The 24,503-nt window shown below is 34.8% G+C and carries 17 protein-coding genes; 14 read left to right on the top strand and 3 right to left on the bottom strand.

The window, feature by feature from the left end; all coding sequences use genetic code 11:
• Nucleotides 1-263: 263 nt before the first annotated feature.
• Nucleotides 264-2,000, top strand: a complete 1,737-nt coding sequence (locus HM987_RS05080) for a tetratricopeptide repeat protein (protein WP_179005820.1) — start codon at nucleotides 264-266, stop codon at nucleotides 1,998-2,000.
• A gap of 385 nt (nucleotides 2,001-2,385) precedes the next feature.
• On the opposite strand, the gene bshC is transcribed toward HM987_RS05080, so the two are convergent.
• The gene (gene bshC / locus HM987_RS05075; RefSeq protein ID WP_179005818.1) at nucleotides 2,386-3,987 is read right to left on the bottom strand and encodes a bacillithiol biosynthesis cysteine-adding enzyme BshC; all 1,602 of its coding nucleotides are present in this window, start codon (nucleotides 3,985-3,987) and stop codon (nucleotides 2,386-2,388) included.
• A gap of 137 nt (nucleotides 3,988-4,124) precedes the next feature.
• Here bshC and HM987_RS05070 point away from each other — a divergent pair, with 137 nt between their 5' ends.
• The 6 genes from HM987_RS05070 to HM987_RS05045 all read left to right on the top strand — a co-directional run bounded on the left by HM987_RS05070 (nucleotide 4,125) and on the right by HM987_RS05045 (nucleotide 10,844).
• The gene (locus tag HM987_RS05070; RefSeq protein ID WP_179005816.1) at nucleotides 4,125-6,638 is read left to right on the top strand and encodes a M14 family metallopeptidase; all 2,514 of its coding nucleotides are present in this window, start codon (nucleotides 4,125-4,127) and stop codon (nucleotides 6,636-6,638) included.
• A 155-nt stretch (nucleotides 6,639-6,793) separates the two neighbouring features.
• Nucleotides 6,794-7,687 carry a hypothetical protein gene (locus tag HM987_RS05065; RefSeq protein WP_179005814.1) on the top strand — a complete coding sequence of 298 codons (894 nt, stop codon included), beginning with the start codon at nucleotides 6,794-6,796 and terminating at the stop codon, nucleotides 7,685-7,687.
• A 337-nt stretch (nucleotides 7,688-8,024) separates the two neighbouring features.
• Nucleotides 8,025-8,363, top strand: a complete 339-nt coding sequence (locus tag HM987_RS05060) for a VOC family protein (RefSeq protein WP_179005812.1) — start codon at nucleotides 8,025-8,027, stop codon at nucleotides 8,361-8,363.
• 46 nt (nucleotides 8,364-8,409) lie between these two features.
• Nucleotides 8,410-9,572 (top strand): IS3 family transposase gene (locus HM987_RS05055; RefSeq protein WP_179005723.1). Its coding sequence is split into 2 segments (ribosomal slippage): nucleotides 8,410-8,647 and nucleotides 8,647-9,572, totalling 1,164 coding nucleotides; the frame shifts between segments, so codons are not numbered across the junction.
• Nucleotides 9,573-9,680: 108 nt separating this feature from the next.
• Entirely contained in the window at nucleotides 9,681-10,274 is a 594-nt protein-coding gene (locus HM987_RS05050) for an SET domain-containing protein (RefSeq protein WP_179005810.1), read from the top strand.
• Nucleotides 10,275-10,301: 27 nt separating this feature from the next.
• Complete coding sequence (locus HM987_RS05045) at nucleotides 10,302-10,844, top strand: DUF4287 domain-containing protein (RefSeq protein ID WP_179005808.1); 543 nt, start codon at nucleotides 10,302-10,304, stop codon at nucleotides 10,842-10,844.
• A 3-nt stretch (nucleotides 10,845-10,847) separates the two neighbouring features.
• On the opposite strand, the gene HM987_RS05040 is transcribed toward HM987_RS05045, so the two are convergent.
• Nucleotides 10,848-11,969 carry a M23 family metallopeptidase gene (locus tag HM987_RS05040; protein WP_179005806.1) on the bottom strand — a complete coding sequence of 374 codons (1,122 nt, stop codon included), beginning with the start codon at nucleotides 11,967-11,969 and terminating at the stop codon, nucleotides 10,848-10,850.
• Nucleotides 11,970-12,204: 235 nt separating this feature from the next.
• Here HM987_RS05040 and HM987_RS05035 point away from each other — a divergent pair, with 235 nt between their 5' ends.
• From HM987_RS05035 to HM987_RS05010, 6 genes are all read left to right on the top strand, one after another.
• Complete coding sequence (locus tag HM987_RS05035) at nucleotides 12,205-13,500, top strand: PQQ-dependent sugar dehydrogenase (RefSeq protein ID WP_179005804.1); 1,296 nt, start codon at nucleotides 12,205-12,207, stop codon at nucleotides 13,498-13,500.
• Nucleotides 13,501-13,528: 28 nt separating this feature from the next.
• Nucleotides 13,529-15,820 carry a TonB-dependent receptor gene (locus HM987_RS05030; protein ID WP_179005802.1) on the top strand — a complete coding sequence of 764 codons (2,292 nt, stop codon included), beginning with the start codon at nucleotides 13,529-13,531 and terminating at the stop codon, nucleotides 15,818-15,820.
• 45 nt (nucleotides 15,821-15,865) lie between these two features.
• Nucleotides 15,866-16,867: an alpha/beta fold hydrolase gene (locus HM987_RS05025; RefSeq protein ID WP_179005800.1), complete on the top strand. Its 1,002-nt coding sequence runs from the start codon at nucleotides 15,866-15,868 to the stop codon at nucleotides 16,865-16,867.
• 65 nt (nucleotides 16,868-16,932) lie between these two features.
• Entirely contained in the window at nucleotides 16,933-17,775 is an 843-nt protein-coding gene (locus HM987_RS05020; RefSeq protein ID WP_179005798.1) for an aldo/keto reductase, read from the top strand.
• Between the two features lie 451 nt (nucleotides 17,776-18,226).
• Nucleotides 18,227-20,650: a TonB-dependent receptor gene (locus HM987_RS05015; protein WP_179005796.1), complete on the top strand. Its 2,424-nt coding sequence runs from the start codon at nucleotides 18,227-18,229 to the stop codon at nucleotides 20,648-20,650.
• A gap of 58 nt (nucleotides 20,651-20,708) precedes the next feature.
• Nucleotides 20,709-21,833 carry a PepSY-associated TM helix domain-containing protein gene (locus HM987_RS05010; RefSeq protein ID WP_179005794.1) on the top strand — a complete coding sequence of 375 codons (1,125 nt, stop codon included), beginning with the start codon at nucleotides 20,709-20,711 and terminating at the stop codon, nucleotides 21,831-21,833.
• Between the two features lie 58 nt (nucleotides 21,834-21,891).
• On the opposite strand, the gene rimO is transcribed toward HM987_RS05010, so the two are convergent.
• The gene (gene rimO, locus HM987_RS05005) at nucleotides 21,892-23,199 is read right to left on the bottom strand and encodes a 30S ribosomal protein S12 methylthiotransferase RimO (RefSeq protein ID WP_179005792.1); all 1,308 of its coding nucleotides are present in this window, start codon (nucleotides 23,197-23,199) and stop codon (nucleotides 21,892-21,894) included.
• A 125-nt stretch (nucleotides 23,200-23,324) separates the two neighbouring features.
• Here rimO and HM987_RS05000 point away from each other — a divergent pair, with 125 nt between their 5' ends.
• The gene (locus tag HM987_RS05000; RefSeq protein ID WP_179005790.1) at nucleotides 23,325-24,404 is read left to right on the top strand and encodes a serine hydrolase domain-containing protein; all 1,080 of its coding nucleotides are present in this window, start codon (nucleotides 23,325-23,327) and stop codon (nucleotides 24,402-24,404) included.
• Nucleotides 24,405-24,503 lie beyond the last annotated feature (99 nt).

The raw sequence follows: 24,503 nt of genomic DNA, 5'->3' as shown, positions 1-24,503 counted from the left end.
CTCGTTTTCCATAAAAACTGGCCTGTCCACCTTTTGTCCACCACTAAAAAAACCAATATTTTAAAATTTTGAAGATATTTATATGAGGTAGACAAGACCCAATTATGTTTTTACATTAAATTGATTAACAGTGTTTTATACTTAAAAAATAAATAATATTATATTAGATCAACTAACAATCAAAAGTCATGAGCATCTCCTATTTGTCGATTTATGTCCGTTTTTTTGAATCCGTTACATCTGTCTACCAAATGGTGGACAAATTGATTTATCTAATTTTTTTAAGTGCTATGTTGAGTTCATACTTTGGCCATAGTCAAGATCAAAAACGGGTTGACAGTCTTCTAAATGTTGTAACAAAACAAACCGATACTACCCAGATTATTACTTATGCAATGTTATGGGCAGAATATCTATATGTAGATCCTTTGGCGTCAAAACCTTATTTGGATAGTACCATTTTTTTAGCAAAGCGATTAAACAACAAAAATTTTATTGCCAGAACCACTAATTATTTGGGTGACTACTATAATATGACTTCCCAATACGAAGAATCCTTACCAGTCTTTGACAAAGTTATAAGCAGTTACACTGAACTCAACGATATGGTACAAGTATGCGCTGCCCTAAACAATAAAGCTATTGCATTGCGAAATTTAGGCAGGTTCAACGAATGTTTGGAAGTCCACATGAAAAGTTTAAAACTCAAAGAAGACGTTGGTGACACAGAAGAAAGTCTTGCGGCAAGCTATTGGAATATAGGAAACATACAAGGTGATATTGGCAATTATGACATTTCAAATAATTACTATAAGAAGGCAAAAGTTATCTATGAAAAACTAAATCTAATTGACGAAATATCTAGCATCAATATGAACATGGCCATTAATTTAAAAGGTCAGAAAGAGTATGAGTTAGCAAAAGCAATGATGTTAGCAGAAGTACCCTATTACAAAGCACAAAACTTTAATAACGATCTGGCTGGAGCCTATGATAATATCGGTTGGATTTATGCCCAACAAGACAGTCTAGAACTTGCAGAAGATTATTATAAAAAATCATTGGCGATTAGCGAGCAATATGGAGAAACTTCCCTTATTGGGTTGAACTTACGTCATCTTGGTGAACTTTACAATAAAAAAGGAGATTACAGAAAAGCGTTGCGCTATATGAAAGGTGCTTTAGAAAACGCAGAAGAAACTGGTACTCGTAAAAAAATGATTGGTGACTTATTGGAAATGTCTAAAGCTTATGCAGGTTTAGGGCGTTACAAAAAGGCTTACGAATATCACACCGACTACCACGAGCTTCATGATGAAATCTTAGGTGAGGAAAATATTGAACGCATGAACGAATTAGAGGTTCAATACCAAACCGAAAAAAAAGAGAACGAACTCATTATCAAAGCAAATGAAATCAAACTTTTAAATGAACGAAAACAAAAAGCTGAAAATGAAAAATTGTTTCTTATTATCTCACTTATAGGTTCCATTGCATTGGCTATTGCTCTCGTTTACGGATTACGTCAAAAAATGAAACGCAATAAAATAGAACGCGAAAAACTAGATAACGATCTAGAATTTAAAGAAAAAGAACTCACAACACATGCGTTACATTTGGCACATAAAAATGAAGTTCTGCTCGATTTAAAATCACAATTAAAAGAACTTAAAGCCTCTAATCCTAATTCAAGAAGTTACCAAAAGGTCATCAATACTATTAATCTTGATATTAATAACGACAATAATTGGGAACAATTCAGAACCTATTTTGAAGATGTGCATAAAGATTTCAATTCTAAGGTCATGCGTAATTATCCAGAAGTAAGCAATAATGATCTACGTCTCATGTCACTTTTAAAAATGAATCTTTCGAGTAAAGAAATTGCCAATATTCTCAATATTTCTGTAGAAGGTGTTAAAAAAGCGCGCTATCGTTTACGTAAAAAACTCAATCTAACCACAGAGGACTCATTACAAGAATTAGTTATAGATCTATAAATCAGCTATTTAATAAATATAGTCCACTGATTGTCCATAGAGATACTTAAGCTTGTCCACTTATTGTCCGTACTCAAGTTTCTATTCTTCAATACTTTAGAAGTATGTTTGTCTTGTCATTTAAAAATGGCAAACCAGTTTTGTGGTGCCTTGCGCTGGATTAGGCTGCAGACAGCCAGTTGCAAGTCACTTCAAAAACTAAATAACGCTCCTTTCTTTAATCAAAACTGTTCTATCATGTTAATTTACATCTTAATTACGCTACTTATCCGAGCTTACAAAAACCAAAGCACGAACCACGAATTTGCAACTGAGTGATAGTTAGGTGATGGAAATAACTAGAGTAAACGCGTTGGTGAACTTTAAACTTAAATGTTTGTTTTTCTTATGTAGTAAGTATCTCAAATTTACCTCTTAAAGGCTCAAGGGATTTTATTAATGCTGGAATTAAATCTTCACCATATTCCAAATACAATTCCGAAAAATTAATAGTGCGTTCTTGTAAACTCTGATTAGGGAATAATTGCTCTTGTAATTCTGTAGAGCGTTCAATTTGATCTGCCAATTTCTTCTTTTGGGCTTTGAGCAATCGCTTTTCAAGATGCTTTAAACCTTTAATTTGCTTAACTTCTTGGGCTTTTACAGCGCCATGAAACGATTTATCCGTTTGTTCTGCCAACTCAAATAGATTTTTGAATTGGGATTCTAAATGTTGAATTTGTTCTGAAAAGTCAATATCTATGTTCGAAATTTTTCGGACTTTTTTATTGATGAAAGCATGTCTATCTAAAAACAGATCTTTATCAGATATATTTAATTTTTCTTGTTTTTCAGCTTGTTTTTCAGATTTCACTAAGACCGAATTACGCAATAATAACATTGGAAATGTCACATTCTGTGCTTCAAAATTCGATTTTAATTGCAACCAATAAATCATTTCGCCTCCTCCACCGATGTAACAGAGGTTTGGTAAAATCACTTCTTGGTATAGCGGTCGCATGATGACATTAGGCGAAAATCTTTCAGGACTTTCATCGAGGTGATTTAATAGTTCACTCTTGCTCCAAGATATGTCAGTATCCAAAACTTGAAATTCATCATCAATATTTACAATACGTTCCCGTAAACCGTCTTTAATATAAAACAGATTTATTTCCCTAGGATTGACTTGAATTTTCAATTCTAAATCTTCCAGTTTTTTATTGGTTTCTGAAACGGTTTCAAAAGCTACTTGTTCCACTAATTCTTTTTTCATCTGTGGTACAAACAAACGTTTCAAATCTCTGTCATCAGCATCAAGAATTACTAATCCATAGTCAGCAAACAATTCGTTCGCCAAGTAGCGAGTGGCATTCGCCAAATTATTATGATTGAGATAGGCTTCTTTGAACCAAGCTTTTAATTGTTCTGCATTTTTTCCTGCGCCAAATTCAGATGAAATCACATTGAAAACATCGTCCAAACCTTCCGTATTAAAATGACCAACAGCTCCAGTTTGCTTGGAATTCCACTGTATCTTTTTGCCTTTAAAGTTAAAATAGTTGATTTCCTCAAAATCGTGATCTTCCGAAGCCATCCAGTAAATCGGCACAAAATTATAGTTAGGATATGTTTCCTTTAATTGCTTGGTCAGGTTTATGGTGGATATAATTTTGTATAGAAAATAAAGTGGACCTGTAAATAAATTCAGTTGATGACCAGTAGTAATGGAGAAGGTGTTTTCAGAATTTAAAAGTTCTATATGTTCCGCAGTTAAATCTGAAGTTTCGAGATTTTTATACTGTGACTTTAATGTATTTACCAAAATCTTTCGATGTGATTCTGATACATGATCAGACTGGCGCTTTTCCTCGATTTGCGCTTCAAAATTTTCCAAATCAGGAAAACGATGGTAAAAGTCCTTTAATTCAGGTTTTTGGTCTAAATAATCGCAAATAAAATTTGAGAAATAATTCGTTTCTCTAAATGGAATATTATTGGTTGGCATACTAATCTCAAATTATGGCATAAATATAAGGCTCTTCATTTTTTTAATTACTAATTTTTAGTTAATTCAATTGCACTAACTATCTTTACTCACCGAACTCATTTAAATATTTTCAATTAGCTAAAAAAATTTATTAAATGCAAAAATTAGTTTTAGTGCTCTTGGTGCTTTTTGGTAGCTTCTCCTTAACATCAGCTCAAAATATCAAATCTCCAAGTGACTTTTTAGGTTATGAAATTGGAACGCAGTTTAGTCGTCATCATCAAGTTATAGATTATTTTAAGTCAGTAGCGAATGCCGTACCTAATCAGGTAAAACTGGAAACCTATGGAAAAACCAATGAGCGTAGAGGTTTGTATTTGGCTTATGTTTCAAGTGAAGCTAATATTGAAAATCTTGAAACAATCCGAGAAAACAATCTGAAAAACGTTTATGCTGAGCGTAGTCGAAGTACTGGTTTGTTGGATGGAGAGCCAAGCTCAACTGACATCGCCATTGTTTGGTTAAGTTACAATGTGCATGGTAACGAAGCTTCGAGCACAGAAGCGTCCATGTTAACACTATACAAGTTGTTAACTGAGCAGCAAGACTTATTGAAAAATACGGTTGTTATTATAGACCCAAGTGTCAATCCAGATGGTCGTGACCGCTATGTCAATTGGTATAATGAAACGAAGAGTACTGCTTACGATATTGATCGACAAGCCAGTGAGCACAACGAGCCTTGGCCAGGTGGCCGGCCAAATCATTACCTTTTCGATTTGAATAGGGATTGGGTTTGGGCAACGCAAGTGGAAACACAACAACGCTTGGCAGTTTACAATAAATGGATGCCACATGTGCATGTCGATTTTCATGAGCAAGGCATCAACGAACCGTATTATTTTGCTCCTGCAGCAGAACCGTTTCATGAAATTATTACGGATTGGCAACGCGATTTTCAAACACAAATAGGACAAAACCACGCTAAATATTTTGATGCGGAAGGTTGGCTGTTTTTTACGAGGGAACGTTTCGATTTGTTATATCCCAGTTATGGCGATACCTATCCCACATTTATGGGAGCCATGGGAATGACCTACGAACAAGGCGGTCACGGCATGGCTGGATTAGGAATTCTGAATGATGAGGGACACGTTTTAACTTTAGTGGAACGTTTGACACATCACACCACCACAGGAATTTCCACAGTGGAAATGGCTTCAAAAAATGCGAAAAAATTGAATTCTGAATTTCGGAAGTTCTTTAATAATTCCAACTTAAACTATAAAAGCTACGTGGTTAGTGGCAATGAAGATAAATTGAATAGCCTAAAAGTACTTTTAAACAAGCACGATATTAGCTTCGAAAATCCAACAAGCACTAAAGTTTCAGGTTTTGATTATGCGACCGGTCAACAAGGTAGCCTTTCTGTGGATGGAAGCGCGATGGTTGTGCACAGCGACCAACCTAAAGGTAAAATGGTAAAAGTTTTGTTTGAACCCAACACCATGCTTTCAGACTCTTTGACCTATGATATTACGGCATGGTCCTTACCTTATGCTTACGGATTGGATGCTATTGCAAGCACTTCAAAAGTGAGCAGCAATAAATTGGCCGAACGCAAATCACTTCAAAAATTGAACGATGCTTACGGTTATGTGAGCAAATGGAATTCCATGGGAGATGCTAAATTTTTAGCTGAATTATTAAAGCAAGATTTCAAAGTTAGGTTTACCGAAAAACCATTTACTTCAAAAGTTCAGAAATTTGAACGCGGTTCTTTAATCATCACAAAAGGCGACAATAAACACATTGAAAAAATGCTGTCGAAATTAAACGCCATTGCTCAAGACCATTCGCAACCATTGACAGAAATTTATACTGGCTTTTCGCAAATTACACCAGATATTGGTTCGCCAGATATTAAATTAGTGAACAAACAAAAGATTGCTATTCTTTCTGGAAACGGCACATCCTCTTTAAGTTATGGAGAGATTTGGCATTTTTTTGAGCAGCAATTATATTATCCACTGACTTCAATTAATACTGACGATTTTGGCAAAACCAATTTAGACAAATACAACGTATTGATTTTACCCAACGGCTATTACGGAGACGTACTCAATGATGACAATATGACTAAATTAAAAACGTGGGTAAGTGCTGGTGGAAAAGTGATTGCAATTGATGGCGCCTTAAGAAGTTTTGCTGGTAAAGAGGGTTTTAATTTAAACTTAAAACCATCTGAGGATGTTGACAATGTTGAAAAAAACAAAAATCTAACAGCTTATGCAAATCGTGAGCGTGAATCCAGCAACGACTTTATTACAGGAGCGATTTTCAATGCCAAAGTAGATCACACACATCCTATGGCATTTGGTTATGACGATAATTATTTTACACTCAAATTAGGAAGCTCGGCCTACAGATTATTAGATAGTGGTTATAATGTAGCGTACTTAAACGACACCAAGGTATATTCAGGTTTTGCAGGTAAAAATGCTTTACAAAAACTTGACGATACGTTGATTTTTGGTGAAGAACGCATGGGCAACGGTAGTTTTATTTATTTGGTAGATAATCCACTTTTTAGAAGCTTTTGGGAAAATGGGAAGTTGTTTTTAGTAAATGCGATCTTTTTCGTTAATAATAATGCTTATGAGTTGTAGTGAAAAAAGTGATGTTAGCTTGTTAACAATTGTAAAAAAATATTAGCAAATAGCAGACTAACTGCTTGATTTTCATTTTAAAAAAACTAACTTCGTTTAACGTCTGAAATAAGTCATTAAAACAGACTCATATCAGTGAAAAGTTGTGCAACATAATGAAACAAACTTTATTCATCATATTAACTCTTGTTAGTTCTCTATCATTTTCGCAAGAATATTTTGATACTGACATGACGCGTGAAAAACCAAAATTTCAGAGTTATTTTGCAAAAATAACAACATTAGTTGATTCAACAGATGGAAAACCATATGTATCATATATTGCAATTTATGACAAAAAAGGATATGAAAAATTCGGTTATGAGTTAGACCGAAATGGAGATACAATTGCTCGAATAGAAACTAAATACCCAGATAAGTTAACAGAAATTATAATTTTTAGTTACAGAAAAGCGGAAAGTGATACAGTTATCTGTAAGTATAATAAACGAAATCAACAAACTGTTGAAATTTGGAAATGGGGAAAAGATAAAACAACAGATACCACAAAGTTCTTTTACGACAAAAAACATAGACTAATTGCCAATATTGAAATTGATGAATTTGGGACATATCAGGATTCATTGTTTTATAATAAAAATAAACTTCTTGCTTCTGTAAGTTATGAACCCGAAAGAACAGATTCAGTAGCATACCATTATAAAAAGAATAAAATTATTGAAATTAAAAAATACAATAGTAGTAATGAATTAACATCAGATTATCGAATTGAATATGGTAAGTTCAAAAAACCTAAACGAATTACAAAAGTTTATAAAAGCTATAACTCTCAAACCTTTGATAGAAAATTCATAACTGTTATTGACTACCATAATAGAAATCAATTTAAGTCAAGAATCATTACATCATTTGTAAATGGAAAACTTGAAGAAACAACTGAAATGTATTATTCTAAACATGGTAACTTAGAAAAAAGTATAACAAAAAATAGCGAAGGAAAAACGATAAGTGCTGAGAAAACTGCGTTGCACAACACCGTGTATAATTAATTGCTAGGTTACTGCCGACTTACGAAAATTCCGCTGGAATTTTCTATCTGTGATTTGTTTGCTAACTTAGTTGCTCAAACACGCAACTAACCATACACAAACACGTTAAACGAACTGCTCCTATTCAAGACGTCTTTAGAAAAATTGGAAACTGAATTCAGAAAATGCTGTGTTTATAATTTAAATTCTAGTGCATTTTGATAGTTCGAGAACTAAACTAAGCTTTAAAGTCTTAACTTCTTTTTTTATGGATTTAAAATCAACTAACGGTTTAAATAAAAAAAAGAGCTTCAATTAAAACTTTTATTATCTTTAAATCAAACTAAACAATCACGTTATGAAATTAGGAGCCTTCTCCATAAGCCTTGCCGTAAAAGATATCAAAGCCTCAAAAGCATTCTACGAAGCCTTAGGGTTCTCAGTTTTTGCTGGAGATTTGGAAAAAAATTACCTCATTATGAAAAATGAATCATCGCTCATTGGGCTTTTCCAAGGGATGTTTGAAAATAATATTCTAACCTTTAATCCGGGTTGGGATCAAGATGCTAATACGCTCGAAAAATTTGATGACGTGAGAGACATTCAAGAGCATTTAAAATCAAAAGAGGTCACATTTGCAAGTGAGATAGAAGCCGCTGATTCTGGACCGGCAAGTTTTGTGGTATGGAATGTCTAGTTTAGCTGGGACGAATTTTTACGGTCATAAATTATATATTTGAATTATGGCAAAAAGATATGACAATGAATTAAAGGTTACAATAGTAGAACTATTGCAATCAGGAATGAAAGCAAAACAAATAAGTGAGGATTATGGTGTTGCTACCAGCCTTATAAGTCGCTGGAAAAAGGATTACGAGGCTAAATCTGGAGACTTTTCCAAGAAAAGAGAACTTACTATGGAAGAGCAAGAACTTAAATCGTTACGTAAAGAATTACGAGATGTAAAAATGGAGCGTGATATCTTAAAAAAGGCAGTAAGCATCTTTTCCAAGAGCGACCACTAAAATATCAATTCATTTTATCAAATGAATCAGATTTTGTGGTTGAGAAGATGTGTAAATGTATGCATGTCAGTAAAAACGCATATTACAATTGGCGTAAGAATAGGGATTTAGTAAGGACTAAAGACTCTGTAATATTACTAAAGGAAAGGATTAGAGCTATTTTTGAAGATAGTAAAGAGATTTATGGAAGCTGTAGAATACAGAAAATGTTAGAACGAGAAAACTTGAATTATTGCCGTTCCTATATTGCAATATTGATGAAAGAAATGGGGTTAAAAAGTGTTTTAAAAAGAAAGTTTGTAAATACAACAGATTCCAAGCATAACTTTCCATTGGCTAAAAATGAGCTAGATAGAGAATTTTCAAGTTCAACAATAGGAGAAAAATGGGTGTCTGACATCACTTACATTAGAGTAAATGACAACTGGAATTATCTAACAACTATTATAGATTTAGCAGACAGAAAGGTTGTAGGATGGGCGTTAAGCGAAGATATGACTGTACAGAATACGGTGTTAAAAGCTTGGATTCATGCCAGAAGAAATCGAACTATTTCAAATAATTTCATATTTCATTCCGATAGAGGCGTTCAGTATGCAGCCAATACAATGACAAGTATTTTTTCTTTCAATAGCAATATAACACAATCCATGAGTAGAAAAGGGAACTGTTGGGATAATGCAGTAGCAGAAAGCTTTTTTAAGACCATTAAGCACGAATGGCTATATCGGTTTAAGTTTACGTCATACTTACAGTTATTTGACAAAATAAGCCAGTACATTACTTGGTATAATACTAAAAGAATTCATTCAAGCTTAGATTACTTAACACCACTTGAAATGGAACTTAAATTAAAACGAATTATTAACAATGCGGCCTAAAAAATTAGTCCCATTTTTATTAGGTAGTCCAGTACTGGATCCAGATGGCAATGCTATTTTAATTGACCAACACATCTAGAAGTAAGTCGCATTTTATTTTAATAACATATGATACATCCAAACACAGAATTAAAATTTATTAGTAAAGCGATTGGCTATGGCGTTGTCGCAACTGAATTTATACCTGCTGGCACCATAACTTGGGTTTTAGATAAACTAGATAGGGAATTTACACCTGATACCTTTAAAACTATGGATCCAATTTACAGGGATATTTTGGACACTTATTGTTATAGAAATAACAAAGGAAATTTTATACTTTGTTGGGACAACGGACGGTTTGTAAATCATAGTTTTAAATCTAATTGCCTCACAACCGCTTATGATTTTGAAATTGCAATCCGAGACATTCAGCCAGGAGAACAATTAACCGATGACTATGGCTATTTAAATATTACCGAACCCTTCGAAGCTGTTGATGAAGGAACGGAAAGAAAAGTGGTTTATCCAGATGATTTAGTCAACTTCCATAAGATTTGGGACGCACAACTTAAAAATGTTTTTAATAAAATTGTTGATTGCGAACAGCCGTTAAAAGCTTTACTAAAAAACGAATTATGGCAAAAAATAGAACGTATAGCGAATGGGAAAATAGAAATGGATTCTATCTTGGATAATTATTACAACGAAAAATCTTCATAATTCGAATTTAGCTAAATACGCTTCAAAATGGAACAAGCACTACAAACCATGATTAACAATATGCCAGAGAAAACTGGTAAATCATTAAATCAATGGAAATCCATCTTAAAAAAGAAAGCCTTCGCAAAACATTCTGAAGCTGTCAATTTTCTAAAGAAAGAACATGGGGTTACGCATGGTTTTGCCAATACTATTGTAACGCTCTCAAAAGACGAAAATAATTCTGATGACGATCTGGTATCTACTCAATATATAGGCAAAGAAATTTTAGTTCCAATTTATGAAAAACTAATTTCGGTTGTAGAGAATTTTGGAGACGATGTTACCATCACACCAAAAAAAACCAGTGTAAGCGTCATTAGAAACCGACAATTTGTATTGATAAAACCAGCTACAAAAACCCGGATTGATTTAGGGTTAAAATTGCCCAACAAACCAACCACAGATAGACTAGGAGATTCCGGTCCTTTTGGGACGATGTGCACACATCGCGTTCAAATCACGTCAGTTGAGGACGTTGATGATGAATTGATTGGATGGATGAAAGAAGCGTATGAACTAGCGGACTAGCCACTACTCTATTTCCTTCACCAAAGACTCATGCATAAAACCTTGCAAACTGTCATTAACTCGAAGATGAAACCAGCGTTCAGTTTTTTCTAAAATTTCAACTTGGGTTTTCGATTCTAAATCCTGAAGTTTATCGGTTTTAACAGCGGCTCCAATTCTGAGTTCATTTTTTCGCAGTCGTGTTTCACCTTTCGTAAACAAGGAGTGGTTTTCAAACTCAATTCGCTCCGTTAGTTTTACAAATGGCAACGGATCAACAGCTCCTCCTTTAGTGTAAATCCCAAAATGCAAGTGCGGACTCGTGGTTTTGGCATTTCCTGTATTTCCAACAAATCCTAAAGTGTCTCCTACTTTTACACCTTTTCCGCTAGAAATCGCAATACTGTCCAAATGCGCATAATATAAGGACTGACCAAAAATGCCATCACGCAGCCATATTTGTTTACCTCCCAAGCCACGATTACCGGTATTGGATATAAAACCATCCGTTGCTGCCACAACAGGCGTTCCTCGTTTAGCAAAAATATCAATGCCCTTATGGGAACGACTGCCACCACCTCGAGATGCGCCCCAAAAACTCTGTATCGCCTTATTGTCTTTTCCACTAACCGGAAATTCGAAAGTGGGTTCCGTAAATAACTTCAGTCCAAAGTTGCTACTATTATTTCGATCGGGAAGAATTACTATTTTGTATGATCCTGTTTTAGTGACGTCAAACTCCAAACCATTTGTCTTTGGTTCATTTGAAATGATTGGTTTTACTGAAATTACGGAATCATTTTCAAACGCAAATAAATCGATTGCCAATTGTAAACTATCCGCCGTGATATTTGATTCTATCTTGAAACGTTCCCCTTGTTCTAAGTTTAAGCTATAAGCCAAAACCCTAAAATCTAAAGCTTCGGACTTCGAATTTAACGCGGAAGGTAATTCTAACTTCATTTTATTATGCTTCGCACTGGTATACGTTTCTTCATAACGTTTAAAAAGACTATCATTATGATCTAAAGTGCGCTCAAACACCTCTCTTGCTGAAGGTTTCGTAATCACGTCAGAAACTTTCTGTACGTGTTTACAAGATGCTAAAAACAGAAAAAGGAGTAGAATGTTAGAGTTGAATTTCATACTTAAAAATAAACATAAACCATACCAAGAATTGTTATAAAAAGTCTAAAAAAACAGCGAATTAGAGTGTAATATGTAAATTGTTAAGGTCGTAGAAACCTAAAAATATTGGCATCCCTTAGCTTTAAATTTTCAACACTAGTTCTACCTAATAAATTGATTAGAGTCCATTCATTAATCTATAGAGGTAAACGAATCTTAACGAATGCCTTAGCTTTGAAAAAAATCATTGTTTATGAAAACTCAAAAATCCCTTTTATTAGTATTGACCATCACTTTTTTCTTATCCTGCAAAACGAACAGAGAAAAAGAAATGACTGTATCTGAAGAAAAAAAAGAGATGATCTCTGATAAATCGCCCGATACCGTGCAGACCACAATAGGTCAATTGATATTACCTCCACCTTACGCAACAGAATCCGTAAGGAACGCAAATGATCTTATAGATTGGCCAGAAGGCAAATTACCAAAGGCACCCGAAGGATTTACGGTCACAAAATTAGCAGACGGATTCCAAAACCCACGTTGGACGTACATTGGTCCTAACGGAGACCTATTTGTCTGTGAGGCCAATACAAAAGACAGTGCCGGACTTATTACCCTTTTGAGAGATAAGGAAAATGACGGGACTATAGAATTTCGTGAAACATTTCTGGATGATCTAAATCAACCTTTTGGAATGTTAATTATTGGGAATTATTTTTATGTTGCCAATACAGACGGCCTTTATAAATATCCTTATAAGGTAGGTCAAACGTCTTTAAACGCTTCCGAAGGCGAAAAAATAGTGGATCTTCCTGCTGGTGGCTACAATCATCACTGGACCCGAAATATCATAACCAATGATACAGAAGATAAGATTTACATTTCGGTCGGTTCCGCTAGTAATGTTGGTGAATATGGCATGGAAGAAGAAATTAGACGCGCCAATATTCTGGAAGTAGATCTCAATGGAAACAACGAAAAAATATACGCTAGTGGATTGAGAAATCCGGTAGGTATGGATTGGAACCCTGTTAACGGTGAACTTTGGACAGCCGTAAACGAGCGTGATAAGCTTGGAGACAATCTTGTGCCAGATTATGTCACAAGCGTTAAGCAAGGTGGTTTTTACGGCTGGCCTTATGCGTATTATGGTGCCATTGAAGATCCACGATTAAAAGGTGAAGCACCAGAACTTGTAGCAAAAACCATAGTTCCTGACGTTTCTGTTGGACCACATACGGCATCGCTCGGACTCACGTTTTACGACGATGGAAATTTTCCTGAGAAACATAAAAACGGTGTTTTCGTTGGTCAGCATGGCTCTTGGAACCGTTCCGTACTTTCTGGATATCGCGTGGTTTTTATACCTTTTGAAAATGGAAAACCTACAGGGAAACCTGAAGATTTTCTAACAGGCTTTATTGCAGAAGATGATGATACGGATGTTTATGGAAGACCAGTTTGTGTTGCCGTGACGCCTTCTGGAGATTTATTAGTAAATGATGATGCTGGAAATATCATCTGGAAAGTGAGCTATAATAAGTAGTATCTCAGAAGCCTGAAATTAGATTACCATGAAATTTATAGCGTTAAAAATGATAGCGATTATGTTCGCAATGGGCATAATTGAATCTTCTTACACCCAAAATATAAGTGGTCGCGTGATAGATCATTCAGGCTCATCCATTTCTGGTGTCGCTATCTTTTTAAAAAACGAAGTGATTTCTGAAACCGATGACAACGGCATTTTTAACTTATCTGAAAACCTGAATTTACCTTTAAAGATTGAATTATATCATTCTGACTATTATATTAAAACCGTTACTTTATCTGAAAACAATTCAGTCATCAAACTCTCTGTTTTAGAAAAATCATTAAATCTTGAGGAGGTGATTATCTCTTCGACCTATCAAAAAGAAAGTCAAGTTATTATTCCCACATCAAAAATTTCATCACAAAAATTTGAAGCATATAGTCCCGTGGATTTGGTGGCCACAATTAATGAAACACCTGGCGTTTATATACAGAGTGGCGCAATTAACACCAATAGGATCGTAATTAGAGGTGTTGGATCCCGTACGCTTTATGGCACCAATAAAATACGTGCTTATTTTAATGGCATTCCAATTACAAACGGTATTGGAGAAACGTCTATCGATGCGTTTGACCCTGAGGACATCGGAAATTTAGAAATCGTAAAAGGCCCAAAAGCGACGCAATACGGTACCAATTTGGGCGGTACTTTGCTGATCAATTCAAAACAAGCTACGGCAGGTGAATCTTATTTTAAAAGTAATCTTACAGTTGGAAGTTTTGGATTGCTAAAAAATAATATTTCCATGGCAACTGCAGATGAAAAATTAGCAATTAATCTTAATTATGATCATTTAAAGTTAGACGGATTTCGTGACAACAGCAACTACAGCCGAAAATCACTTTTGTTGAGTTCCAAATATAAATTCAATGCTAAAAATGAACTAGGGGTTTTAATAAACTATACCGATTATTTTGCAGAAATTCCGAGTTCCATAAGTCAAACTGCATTTAATGAAGATCCTTCACAAGCGGCATTTACATGGAACGCAGCCCAAGGGTTTGAAGATAATAAGCAAATATTAGTTGGCCTTAATTATACCCATCGTTTTTCGGATAATTTTAGTAATACCACTTCTATTTTCTACAATTATCTCGATCATTACGAACCGCGTCCGTTCAACATATTAGATGAATATACAAATGGCTATGGCGCCAGAACGCTCTTCGCAAAAGATTTTAAATTCTTAAATCAGAAAGCCAATCTTAGTTTTGGAGGTGAATTTTATAGCGATCAGTACAACTGGAAAACCCTAGAGAATTTATATGAAAACAATAATAACAACGGAAGTTTAGAAGGACAATTACTCAGTGACAATATAGAAAACCGAAACAACCTAAACGCCTTTGCAACTGTAACCTTACCATTTTCCAAAAGACTAAAAGCACAATTGGGTATCAATTTTAATACGACCAATTACAAGTTTACAGATGAATTTAATAGTGGCGAAGACAACAAAAATGCAGATCGTGATTTTGATCCAATAATTGCTCCTAATTTGAATATTTTATATCAATTGACTGCAAATTCTAATATATATGCCAATATAAGCAGAGGTTTTAACTATCCTTCTATTGAAGAAACATTAACGCCAGAGGGTGTTATCAATCCTGAGTTAGGTCCAGAAACAGGTTTCAATTATGAAATTGGTAGTGAAGCTTTCTTATTCAAGAGGAAACTCAGACTTAAACTTTCTGCCTATTTACTTGATATTGATAATCTACTGGTGGCAGATCGTGTTGGAAATGACCAATATATTGGTCGTAATGCAGGTAAAACTGAACATAAAGGTATTGAGCTTTCTGCGTCTTATACCTATAAATTCGCCAATGAATTTTCATGTGCACCATACATCAATGCAGAATTAACAGATAACCGATTCATTGATTTTGTCGATGACCAAAATGATTATTCAGGAAATGAACTAACAGGTGTCCCAGATACTAAAGTGAATGGTGGTATTCAATTTGGGTTTAAAAACTTAAACTTAAACACTAATTTTATTCATATTGGAGAGATGCCCTTAACCGATGCCAATACATTATATTCAGAACATTATACCGTATTTAATGCTAAAGTATCCTATAAAAATGCAATTTCGAAACATTTTGATATTGAAATCAATGCTGGTATCAATAACTTTCTAGATGCACAGTATGCATCGTCCGTACTCATAAATGCGGTAGGTTTCGGCAATTCCGAACCACGTTATTATTACCCTGGAATGCCACGAAATTGGTTTACCGGTTTTAAAATTGCATACGAAATATAGTTGTAGAAGATTGAGACCAAAATTGATGAATTAAACATTTTAACAATGAAAAAGAATTTCTTAGTAATACTGACCTATTTATTTGCTCTTCAAATGACCTCGTCACAGACAGACAGTTTGCAATGGCTAGATATTGAATTGGCAAATTATAAATATCCATATCCTGTTTTTAACTTAGAATTGAACGTTCAAGAGCAAGAATTAAAGATGGCATATATGGACGTAAAGCCTGAAAATTACAATGGAAAAAACATTGTGTTATTTCATGGCAAAAATTTTAATGGTGCCTACTGGGAAACAACTATCGATGCCTTGACCAAAGAAGGATTTCGCGTTATTGTACCAGATCAAATTGGATTCGGAAAATCTTCTAAACCAGAGCACTTCCATTATACCTTCCAACAATTAGCACAAAATACCAAAACACTTCTGGATACTTTAAAAATTAAGAAAACTACTATTTTAGGCCACTCCATGGGAGGTATGCTTGCCACACGTTTTGCATTAATGTATCCTAATACGGTAGAAAAATTTATCTTGGAAAATCCTATAGGATTAGAAGACTGGAAACTAAAAGTTCCATACAAATCCGTAGAATGGTGGTATGACAATGAACTAAAAAAGACTTCTGAAGACATTAAACAATACCAGTTGAAAAATTATTATGACAACAAATGGAAGCCAAAATACGATCAATGGGTGAACTTATTAGCAGGTTGGACGTTAAATTCCAACTATAAAACCATAGCATGGAATGCCGCTTTAACCTATGACATGATTTTTACACAGCCTGTTGTTTATGAATTCCAAAACATTACTGCACCAACACTTTTAATAATTGGGACACGAGATAGAACCGCCTTGGGTAAAGGACTTGTTTCTGAAGATGTAAAAAAAACCATGGGATTATATGACGAATTAGGTAAACAAACACAAGAGAAAATTCCTAATGCACAATTAGTGGAATTGGAAAACGTCGGCCATTTACCTCATATTGAAAAATTTGATAAATTCATTAAGCCATTGATTGCCTTCTTAAATCAATAGTGTTATTTTATATGTATTGGACTCACTATCAGTTCACCAACATTAAATTCAATAAAGATTAAATTATGAAAACCATACTTTTAAATGACGGGAATTCCATGCCGATTGTCGGTTTTGGAACCTATAAAGCCAAGGACCAAGAAGGCATTGACGCTGTTAAACATGCGCTCTTAAACGGTTATCGGTCAATAGATACAGCAGCAGCTTATGGTAATGAAGATGCTGTGGGAAAAGGCATCAAAGCGAGTGGTATTCCAAGAGACGAAATTTTTGTGACCACCAAATTATGGCGTGAAGAATTAGGTTACAAAACTGCTAAGGAAGCGTTTGAAAAATCCCTCAAAAAATTGGGATTGGATTATATTGACTTATACCTCATTCATTGGCCTGCCAATGCTAAAAATTATGATAATTGGCAACAAACGAATGCAGAGACATGGCGTGCTATGGAAGAGTTACAAGCTGATGGAAAAATAAAATCCATAGGTGTGAGCAACTTTTTTCAAGAACATCTTGAAGCTTTATTCGCGACTGCCAAAGTGAAGCCAGCCGTTAACCAAATTGAGTTTCATCCAGGCTATTGGCAGCAAGAATTGGTCAATTATTGCAAAAAGCAAAATATTGCTGTCGAATCCTGGTCGCCATTAGGAAGAGGCGAAGTTTTTGAAAATGAACATTTAAAAGAAATAGCAAAAACACATGACACCTCTGTAGCAAAGGTTTGCCTTCGTTGGATAGTACAACATGAGGTCATTGCAATCCCTAAATCAACCACAGAAGAACGCATTGAAGAAAACATCAATCTATTTGATTTTGAGTTATCTAATGAAGAAATGAATCTCATCAATAATCTACCTGAATTCGGATTTAGCGGAGAGCATCCCAATTTTTGGCCAGATAGGGTTTGATTTCGCATTTTCAAAATATACTTTGAATTTTACGACTTTACGCTATATTTTAAGTCTTCCGCTATAACTAGGTTGGCATTGGCTGTACATAAAAACAAGTCCTTCAACTTCTCTAAAAATGGCACTTCTTCTCCGTAAAGGTCGAAGTCCTCTGCGGCAACAAGCCTAATTGTTGCAAACTCCTCTATTCTAAATAAGCTTTAATCGTATCCATCAAAACGTCGTTATTTTATGGCTAAAACTGAAATTAACGAACGCATTGAAGTGCTCAAAATTCAGTTATAAACCTAATACCTTGAAGAATTCAATGAAAAAGTGCATTTCACAGCATCTCATTATCAAGCCACTAAAAATTATTATTTAGAATTGTTATAAATAATTTGTTTTATTTAAAAGACATAAATATTTTTGTCAAAAATTAACTATTTATATTAAGTCTAAATAAAAACAAATGACAAAACTACTATCAACCCTAGCATTTCTTATACTCATAAACATCTCATTTTCCCAATCTGCAGACGTAATTGGAAACGTTACCGATGCTAACATCGCATCGCTTTCCGGCGTCAATGTTTCTGTAAAAAACTCAGATAAAGGCACTCAAACCAATACTGATGGCGAATTTGAAATAACTAACTTAGACCATGGAGATTACATAATTTCATTGTCTTACATCGGATTTAAAACCAGAGAATTTTCTATTACAATTTCCAATAATCAAACTGTTGATTTAGGTACCATCACACTTTACGAAGGAAACGAAATTTTAAGTGAAGTCCTTGTCAATGGCGAACGTCGCAATAAATTTTCAAGAAAGAAAACAGCCTATGTTTCAAAACTTCCTTTAAAAGATATTGAAAACACACAAGTTTACAGTACAATAACCAACGAATTGCTGCAATCCCAAGTGGTTACCAACTTTGACGATGCCTTAAAAAATGCTACAGGTATAGAACAACTTTGGACCTCTACTGGTCGTGGTGGCGATGGCGCTGGTTATTATTCGCTTCGTGGTTTTTCTGTACAACCACAATTAGTAAATGGCCTACCAGGTTTGACAAATGGTACAATTAATCCTGCAAATATTGAGCGTATTGAAGTCCTCAAAGGCCCTTCTGCAACATTGTTTGGAAATGCCGTGAGTTCGTACGGTGGATTAATAAATGTAGTCACCAAAAAACCTTATGTTGGGACAGGCGGTGAACTATCTTTTACTTCTGGTACCTATGGCTTAAACCAAATAGTAGGCGATTTTAACACGGCCTTGAGTAAAGCGGACAATTTATATTTTAGATTAAATACGGCTTATACTACTGAGCAAAGTTTTCAAGATGCTGGCTTTAGAAAATCGTTTTTTGTCGCTCCATCGTTATCTTATAAAGTAAACAATAGGTTGTCCTTTTCTTTTTATGGCGAAATCACCCAAGCCGATCAAACCAATCCAACATTTTTGTTTTTAAACCGATCTGCACCCACAGAAGCTGCAAATCTTGATGAGTTAGGCTATAACAATAAGCTATCCTTCACCAGTAACGATTTAGCACTAGAAAATCCGACCCAAAATTATAGAGTAGAAATGGATTATAAATTGTCTGATACATGGCAATCGCAAACCTTACTTTCTAAAAGCAACACTTCTACAAAAGGTTATTATTCCTATTTATTTGATTATGGCGCTTTAGGTAGCAATACATTTTCACGACAAATCAATAAACAAAATGCCAATACGCAAACCACAGATATTCAGCAAAACTTTATAGGTGATTTTAAAGTGGCATCTTTAAGAAACAGAGTGGTCATTGGATTAGACTACTTTAATGAAACCCAAACCAACAACAGTACTGGTTATGTATTTTACGGTAACATCACTCCGGATGGTGGTGCCAATGGCGACAACCCATTTACGCCAGAAGTTGAAACAGATTTGTATCCATTGTCTACATCTGGAGTAGATGCCGCTTTAGCTTCCCAAGGCGTTAGTAACGCTAAATCTAAGTACCATATTTATAGCTTATATGCTTCAGATGTTGTAAATATTACTGAAAAATTTTCAGTTATGGTTGGTTTACGTCTCGATCATTTTGATAATGAAGGTGATTTGGTAACTCCTGACGATGACTATAACCAAACGACACTATCACCTAAATTCGGAATTGTATATCAACCGATAAAAGGTAAACTGTCTGTATTCGGAAACTTCCAAAATGGCTTTACAAACGTTGCCCCACAATTGGTTGGTAATCCTGATGACGGTCCACAAACCCTTAAATCTTTTGACCCAGAACAGGCCAACCAACTAGAGTTTGGAATTAAAACGAATTTATTCAATAACCGATTGAATGCCACAATTAGCTACTATGACATCACCGTTAAAGATCGCGTCATTACTGATCCGTCATCAATTTTCAACAAAATTCAAGGTGGCGAAGTTGTAAGTAAAGGGTTTGAAATAGAAATTAATGCCAACCCAACTAAAGGCTTAAATATTAGAGCAGGTTATAGTAATAACGATAGTGAAACAACTGTATCTGACAACACTGAAATTTTAAATAAAAGACCTTTGGAAGCAGGACCTGAAACACTCTACAACTTTTGGGCAAATTACGAATTTCAAGAGGGCATCTTAGAGGGTTTTGGACTTGGATTTGGAGGTAATGGCGCAAGTGAACGCTTTGCCATAAACTATGAATCTACAGGTGAGTTTATTCTACCAAGTTACACTATTGCTAATGCATCTATTTTCTATCAAGGCGATCATTATAGAATTGGTTTAAAACTAAACAATGCCTTTAACAAAGCATACTATAAAGGTTGGACAACCATTAATCCACAAACTCCAAGGGCATTATTTGCTAATATTTCATACAAATTTTAATTATTGAAAACTAAATGAGCGACTCTGAAAAAGAGTTGCTCATTTAAATTCTAGGCTAATGACATTCAAAAAATTTATTTTTCAATTACACAAAATATTAGGTCTCGTAACAGGCATTGTTGTTTTTATAGTTGCAATTACCGGTTGTTGCTGGGCTTTTAGGGATGAAATTGAAAGTCTATATGACGATTATACAAAAGTCATACCACAAGAACAATCCATATTAACACCTACTGAAGCAAAAGCTTTAGCTAAAGAAGTTTTCCCAGATAATTCTGTTCATGGTACACTTTTTAAAAAGGCAGATGATGCTATTGAGGTTATTTTTTATGATGCAGATCCAGAATTTTATCAGAGTGTTTTCTTGAATCCTTATAGTGGCGGCGTTATTCAAGTAGAAGATCATCTTTCAGGTTTTTTTGCTTTTACTCTAAAAGGTCATACGAGATTGTGGTTACCAAAAGCTTTTGGTGAACAAGTGGTGGGCGCGTCAATTCTTATCTTTATTTTAATTATAATTTCAGGTTTTATCCTTTGGTTACCCAAAAAACGTAAAAACTTAAAGCAACGACTAAAATTTGATTGGAAAAAAACCACACGTTGGAAACGTAAAAACTTCGATTTACATACTATTGTAGGTTTTTATATCTGTTCCTTAGCATTAGTTTTGGCATTTACGGGTTCCGTTATGTCTTACAATTGGTTAAAATACGTTGTATATAAATCTACTGGTGGAGAAAAAGTAGCTGCCTTTATTATTCCTGATAACAAAAGTAAAAATCAAAGCAGCACTGAGGGTTTACCTATGGATAGATTGATTGTAAAACTACAGAAAGAATCGCCTGAAGCAGAATCTTACGAACTACATTATCCAAAAAGTAAAGACGAAAGTATTTATGTGGAAGTATCTAATAGTAAAGGCCTATACTACGATACGGATTTCAGATTTTTTGATCAAAATACTTTAGAAGAAATTGAAATTCCAGGTATTTATGGAAAATATAAAGACGCCAAATTAGCAGATAAAATACTCCGAATGAATTATGACATCCATATTGGTGCTATTGGAGGTATTGCAGGCAAGATTCTAGCTTTTATAATTAGCTTATTAACGGCAACCCTTCCAGTTACCGGTATTTTATTATGGTATGGTCGGAATTATAAAAAAAAGAAAACAGAATAGGTTTTCAAACGTAATCTACTTTACAAGCTCTCCATAAAAATCAATCCATAGACTTCACTTACGATGCCACTACTTCGCCATAAAGGTCGAAATCCTCAGCTTCAATAACTCTAATGGTAGTAAACTCGCCTGTTTTCAAATAGGTTTTGGTCGCATCAATCAATACTTCGTTATCTACATCTGGCGAATCAAATTCGGTTCTACCAACAAAATAATTACCTTCTTTTCTATCTATAACCACTTTAAACTCCTGCCCTATTTTGGCCTGATTCAGTTCCCAAGAAATTTGCGATTGAATTTCCATAATGGCATTGGCACGTTGCATTTTCACATCCTCTGGCACATCATCCTCTAAGTTGTAAGCGTGTGTATTTTCTTCATGGGAATACGTGAAACAGCCTAAACGTTCAAAGCGCATTTCGGAAACCCATTGTTTAAGTTCTTCAAAATGGGCTTCTGTTTCTCCAGGATAGCCAACAATAAGTGTGGTTCTAATGGTCATTTCTGGAACGATAGCCCTGAATTCCTTAATTAATTTTGTGGTCTTCTCTTTTGTAGTTCCGCGACGCATGGATTTTAATAAGTCATCTGAAATATGTTGCAACGGAATATCCAAATAGTTACAAATCTTCGGTTCACGTTTCATAACATCCAACACATCCATCGGAAATCCTGTCGGAAAAGCATAATGTAATCGAATCCATTCAATACCTTCAACTTTGACTAAGTTCTCCAATAATTCCGCAAGATTCCGTTTTTTGTATATATCTAAACCGTAATACGTTAAATCTTGTGCAATAAGGATCAATTCCTTAACACCATTGGCTGCCAATTTTTCTGCTTCGGTTACTAAGTTTTCAATAGGCGTACTTTTGTGTTTTCCGCGCATAATTGGAATAGCACAAAAACTACATGGTCTATCGCAGCCTTCGGCAATTTTAAGATAAGCGTAGTTTTTTGGGGTAGTTGTTAAACGTTCACCAATAAGTTCATGCTTGTAATCTGCACCAAGTGCTTTTAATAATCCAGGTAATTCTGTTGTTCCAAAATACTGATCTACATTCGGGATTTCTTTTTGTAAATCTGGCTTGTAACGTTCGCTTAAGCACCCTGTTACAAATACCTTATCAACTTCGCCATCCTCCTTTTTCTGCATGTATTCCAAAATGGTATTCACACTTTCCTCTTTGGCATTATTAATAAAACCACAAGTATTAATGACCACAACGTTTCCTTCCTGTTCATGGACAACATCCTTTCCGCTTGCTTTTAGTTGTCCCATCAATACTTCGCTATCGTAAACATTTTTACTACAGCCTAATGTAACAACGTTGATTCTATTCTTTTTTATAGTTTTGGTTCTCATGCTTTTTATAAATCAGTTTGCAAAGATACGGAATGATTTACGATATATGATTGTAGATTTACGATTGTAAAATTCTTGGTTTTAAACCTTTTGTAAATTTATAGGTCTTAAATAAAAACTTAACCATGAAACCACGTCAACTTACTTCAATCTTATTGATTTTATTCATTGTTTTATCCTGTTCAAGTGACGACAGTGCTCCAGAAGACCAAGACCCACAAAGTGAAGCGATTTACTTTCCACCCTTAAATTCTGATACTTGGGAAACCAAAACGGCTGCAGAATTAAATTGGAATGAAACTGAACTTCAACCTCTTTTAGATTTTTTAGAAGAAAAGAACACCAAAAGCTTTATGATGCTTCATGATGGAAAAATAGTTGAAGAGCATTATTTTAATGGTCATACAAGTTCTTCACCATGGTATTGGGCTAGTGCTGGAAAAACGCTTACAACAGCAGTTACAGGAATTGCACAAGACCAAGGATTAATAGACATTAACAATAAAGTGTCAGATTATTTGGGTATTGGATGGACGAGTGCGCCAGTGGACAAAGAGAACCTCATTACTTGCAAAAATTTATTGTCCATGAATTCTGGTTTGGATGACACCTTGGGCGACGATGTTTCTCCAAGTAATTTGCAATACGTTGCAGATGCTGGTAATCGTTGGGCCTATCATAATGTGTATGTGAAATTACAGGATGTTGTGGCCCAAGCTAGCAACACAACTTGGGACACTTATTTTGATGACAATCTTAAAAATAAAATTGGTATGTCCGGAAGCTGGATACCCATTGGAGGCTTAAGCGTTTATTGGAGCAATACCAGAAGTATGGCAAGGTTCGGATTATTAATTTCTGCAAATGGCAAATGGGAAACGGAACAAATTATACCAGAAACTTATTTGAACGACGCTACAAACACCTCACAGCCCATTAATGAAGCCTATGGTTATATGTGGTGGCTAAACGGAAAATCAACTTATCATTTACCACAATCTCAATTTGAATTTCTTGGTGAGCTCATCCCTAACGCACCAACTGATATGTATGCCGCATTAGGTAAGAACGACCAAAAAATTTACGTGGTGCCGAGTAAAAACTTAGTGGTCATCAGAATGGGAGAATCTGCTGATGATGTGAATTTTGGATTATCCGATTTTGATGACCAGCTTTGGCTGCGTATTAATGCGTTAATTGATTAAAATATTGTTCTGATCAATTATTTTTATTCATCAGGTTGTATCCAGTCGGTGTTTCTTACCAAGAATAAATACTGTGCATAATCGGTTGTTGATGTCCCA

The sequence above is a fragment of the Winogradskyella forsetii genome (genome assembly GCF_013394595.1).
Classification (GTDB): domain Bacteria; phylum Bacteroidota; class Bacteroidia; order Flavobacteriales; family Flavobacteriaceae; genus Winogradskyella; species Winogradskyella forsetii.
Note: the sequence above shows the minus strand (reverse complement) of the source record. Positions and strands in the feature narration are given on the sequence as shown.

Coding starts and splice junctions, on each gene's coding strand:
- rimO (WP_179005792.1), bottom strand. CDS start 23,199: ATGAGAACCAAAACTATAAAAAAGAATAGAATCAACGTTGTTACATTA.
- HM987_RS05060 (WP_179005812.1), top strand. CDS start 8,025: ATGAAATTAGGAGCCTTCTCCATAAGCCTTGCCGTAAAAGATATCAAA.
- HM987_RS05025 (WP_179005800.1), top strand. CDS start 15,866: ATGAAAAAGAATTTCTTAGTAATACTGACCTATTTATTTGCTCTTCAA.
- HM987_RS05000 (WP_179005790.1), top strand. CDS start 23,325: ATGAAACCACGTCAACTTACTTCAATCTTATTGATTTTATTCATTGTT.
- HM987_RS05035 (WP_179005804.1), top strand. CDS start 12,205: ATGAAAACTCAAAAATCCCTTTTATTAGTATTGACCATCACTTTTTTC.
- HM987_RS05015 (WP_179005796.1), top strand. CDS start 18,227: ATGACAAAACTACTATCAACCCTAGCATTTCTTATACTCATAAACATC.
- bshC (WP_179005818.1), bottom strand. CDS start 3,987: ATGCCAACCAATAATATTCCATTTAGAGAAACGAATTATTTCTCAAAT.
- HM987_RS05070 (WP_179005816.1), top strand. CDS start 4,125: ATGCAAAAATTAGTTTTAGTGCTCTTGGTGCTTTTTGGTAGCTTCTCC.
- HM987_RS05010 (WP_179005794.1), top strand. CDS start 20,709: ATGACATTCAAAAAATTTATTTTTCAATTACACAAAATATTAGGTCTC.
- HM987_RS05040 (WP_179005806.1), bottom strand. CDS start 11,969: ATGAAATTCAACTCTAACATTCTACTCCTTTTTCTGTTTTTAGCATCT.
- HM987_RS05065 (WP_179005814.1), top strand. CDS start 6,794: ATGAAACAAACTTTATTCATCATATTAACTCTTGTTAGTTCTCTATCA.
- HM987_RS05045 (WP_179005808.1), top strand. CDS start 10,302: ATGGAACAAGCACTACAAACCATGATTAACAATATGCCAGAGAAAACT.
- HM987_RS05020 (WP_179005798.1), top strand. CDS start 16,933: ATGAAAACCATACTTTTAAATGACGGGAATTCCATGCCGATTGTCGGT.
- HM987_RS05050 (WP_179005810.1), top strand. CDS start 9,681: ATGATACATCCAAACACAGAATTAAAATTTATTAGTAAAGCGATTGGC.
- HM987_RS05030 (WP_179005802.1), top strand. CDS start 13,529: ATGAAATTTATAGCGTTAAAAATGATAGCGATTATGTTCGCAATGGGC.